This window comes from Vibrio sp. V10_P2A27P122 (genome assembly GCF_963874335.1).
Classification (GTDB): domain Bacteria; phylum Pseudomonadota; class Gammaproteobacteria; order Enterobacterales; family Vibrionaceae; genus Vibrio; species Vibrio anguillarum.
This window is the reverse complement of sequence record NZ_CAWNHY010000167.1, coordinates 1-3,454: the sequence shown is the minus strand read 5'-3', so window position 1 is coordinate 3,454 and position 3,454 is coordinate 1. Positions and strand designations below refer to the sequence as shown.

Below are 3,454 nucleotides of genomic sequence, written 5' to 3'. Positions count from 1 at the left end.
GAAGTAAGTAAAACCCATGGCTGGCTCTGATGAGTCAGCCATTGTTTTTTTAGTTTTAGTTTTAGTTTTAGTTTTGCCTTGTGGCTTTGAATTCCAACTCAGTTAACATAGAAAATAGGTGTAGGAATTTCTTTTCTATAACCACTTCTTTTCTATATTCACTTTCATTTTTAGGAGTAAACAAGTGAAAAAATGGCTTGTTGCGTTAGCTTCTCTATTCATCTTGGCGGGTTGTGAAAAATCGGTTGAGCAAGTTCATCTCAGTGGCCCTACTATGGGCACGACTTACAATATTAAGTACCTGAAAGCTGAAGGTATCCCTAGCTCGGAGGCTCTCCAAAAGGAAGTTGATCGGTTATTGGAAGAAGTGAACGATCAAATGTCGACCTATCGTAAAGATTCCGAGCTCAGCCGTTTTAATCAATATCAAGGAACGGAACCTTTTACGGTTTCTTCTCAAACCGCAACCGTGGTGAAAGAAGCGCTGCGTCTTAACGGTCTTACTTTAGGTGCATTGGATGTCACTGTTGGTCCTTTGGTTAACCTATGGGGTTTTGGCCCTGAAGCTCGTCCTGATGTGGTGCCAAGCGATGCAGAATTGGCTGAGCGTAAAACCAACATAGGCATTGAGCATCTTAGCGCAACCGACACTACGTTAAGTAAAGATCTTCCTAATCTCTATGTGGACCTTTCAACTATTGCGAAAGGATGGGGAGTCGACGTGGTCGCTGACTACATTCAATCACAAGGCATTGCCAATTACATGGTTGAAGTCGGTGGTGAGATGCGCTTAAAAGGCGTAAATCGAGAAGGCGTAGCTTGGCGAATCGCCATAGAAAAACCGACAGTTGATGAACGTACCGCTCAAGAGATCATTGAACCTGGAGATCTGGCAATTGCCACTTCAGGTGATTACCGCAATTATTTTGAGCAAGATGGTGTGCGTTATTCTCACATTATCAATCCAATCACTGGAAAACCCATCCATAATAAAGTGGTATCAGTTACCGTTTTGGATGCATCTTCAATGACGGCAGATGGCCTAGCGACTGGATTAATGGTACTAGGAGAGACGAAAGGTATTGAGGTTGCAGAGCAATACAATATTCCTGTGTTCATGATTGTGAAAACAGAACAAGGTTTTGAAGAGATTGCCTCCAGCGCATTTAAGCCATTTCTAAATAAAAAGTGAGTTAAGTTATGAATACTTTTTTCATTACATTCAGTGTATTTCTGTGTGTCATTGCCGCGATGGCGGTTGGCTATGTCTTTCAAAAGAAAGTAGTCAAAGGCAGCTGTGGTGGATTAGGTGCTGTTGGCATTGAAAAAGTGTGCAATTGCCCAGAGCCTTGTGATGCACGTAAAAAACGCGAAGCTAAGGCCGCAGCAAGAGCTGAAAAGTTAGCGCATTGGGAAAAAGATCGTATCGCCTGAGCTACGATTAAAGAGCCTGTTTTGTGCAGGCTCTTTAATTTTTAAAAGCAATTCATTTCAATCCATAGAAACCAAGAATATACTGTTTATGTATACAGTTATTTGATGGTTTTGAATTGGAAAATAAAATCAAAAAAATTATCCATATTGATATGGATTGTTTCTACGCTGCGGTAGAAATGCGTGATAACCCCGAATATAGGCATCGCCCTCTAGCCGTTGGTGGTCATGAAAAGCAGCGTGGTGTGTTAAGTACTTGCAATTATGAAGCGAGGAAATTTGGCGTTCGTTCCGCAATGCCGACTGCTCAAGCCTTAAAATTATGCCCCAATCTGCTGGTCGTTCCGGGGCGGATGTCGGTATACAAAGCTATTTCCATTCAAATCCGACAGATATTCGAACGTTATACTTCCATTATTGAGCCGTTATCATTAGATGAAGCATTTCTTGATGTGAGTGATTCACCGCTATGTCAAGGAAGCGCAACATTGATAGCTCAAGCCATTCGCCATGATATTCACAACGAACTTCAACTGACCGCCTCTGCAGGTGTAGCACCTGTAAAATTTTTGGCTAAAGTGGCCTCTGATATGAATAAGCCTAACGGCCAATTTGTAATACCACCCGATAAAGTACAGCAGGTGGTCGATTCATTGCCGCTAGAGAAAATACCCGGTGTCGGTAAGGTTAGTCTGGAAAAGTTGCACCAAGCGGGTTTTTATAAGTGTGAAGATATCAAGCTAACGGACTATCGAGAGCTACTTCGTAACTTTGGCAGATTAGGCGCTTCACTATGGAAGAAAAGTCATGGAATTGATAATCGCGAAGTCGTGACAGAGAGGGAGCGCAAATCATTAGGTGTCGAAAGAACATTTAGTCAAAATATCTCAAGTTATGAAGAGTGCTGGCAGGTGATTGAACATCATCTCTATCCAGAGATAAAAGCGAGGTTAGACAGAGCGAGTGTTGATGGTTCGATTGTCAAACAAGGGATCAAAGTCAAGTTTGCCGATTTTCAACTTACGACGATTGAGCATCTTCATCCACAGTTAGAGCTCAATGATTTTCGAACCCTTTTGGAGAATATTTTGTTGCGGCAAAATGGGCGAGAAATTCGCTTACTTGGTTTACAGGTGATGTTAAAGCCAGAAATGCTCAATAAGCAGCTCAGTTTTTTTTAAATTTAGTGAAACAAACTAACATTTATGTCATTAAATTGACGGTTTTTAGGTTGAAATCATTTATATTGCTAGCGAGAAATACTAACTCATCAAATATCCACACCTGATATGGTTAGTCATAAAACGATCGATGAGAGAAAACAATGAAAAAAGTAGTGTTAGTCACTTTAATGTTGTTGAGCTCCCCTTTGTGGGCAGCGCAGTGCCGGGTTGATGTGAACCATGAAGTTCACCTTGATGGTGATAAGGTTGAAATTCTTAAAACGAGCACCGACACTGTTTTGATGGATAAACAGAATAATCTCTATATCCGTGGTGAAAAGATGGAGCTCGATAGTGAGCAGAAAACGGCCCTTGAGCAGTATAGAGAAAGCATGAATGCTTCATTGCCTAAAGTAAAACAGATGGCGAGTGATGGCTTAGCGTTGGCGAATGATATTTTGGATGATGTTGCGAAAAGTATTGAATCTCCCAACGCCTTCGATAGCGCCAAGCAATCCATAGCCACTTTTTTTGCCAATATTGAATCTCGTTATTACAAAGATGGTGAGCTGGTTCTCCCTGCGCAGACTTTTGAATCAATGACGCAAACTTGGGCCGATGATTTTGAAAAAGCGAAAGCTTTATTTAACAAAGAGTTTATATCCGGCGCCTTCGATGCCCTTTCACTGAAAATGAGAGAAGAGGGTGGCTTAAACATCACAAAATTGACCGATACAATGGCGGACTTAAAAGTTAAGTTAGCCGAGCGAATTCAAGAAAACGCCGCCACAATTCAAAAAGAGAGTCGTGATTTTTGTGAGTCTCTTAATGATATGGTTGAGCAGGAACAACAACTG

General features: G+C 41.4%; 4 protein-coding genes. All 4 read left to right on the top strand.

Going from position 1 to position 3,454, the window contains the following annotated elements:
• Positions 1-184 precede the first annotated feature (184 nt).
• Positions 185-1,192, top strand: coding sequence for an FAD:protein FMN transferase (locus tag AACQ17_RS07825; RefSeq protein WP_017049723.1), 1,008 nt, complete (start codon positions 185-187; stop codon positions 1,190-1,192).
• An 8-nt stretch (positions 1,193-1,200) separates the two neighbouring features.
• Entirely contained in the window at positions 1,201-1,434 is a 234-nt protein-coding gene (gene nqrM / locus AACQ17_RS07820; protein ID WP_013856179.1) for a (Na+)-NQR maturation NqrM, read from the top strand.
• Positions 1,435-1,550: 116 nt separating this feature from the next.
• Positions 1,551-2,615, top strand: coding sequence for a DNA polymerase IV (gene dinB / locus AACQ17_RS07815; protein ID WP_017046582.1), 1,065 nt, complete (start codon positions 1,551-1,553; stop codon positions 2,613-2,615).
• Positions 2,616-2,758: 143 nt separating this feature from the next.
• Positions 2,759-3,454, top strand: a 696-nt coding sequence (locus AACQ17_RS07810; RefSeq protein ID WP_094167812.1) for a DUF2884 family protein, incomplete at its 3' end; no start/stop codon positions are given.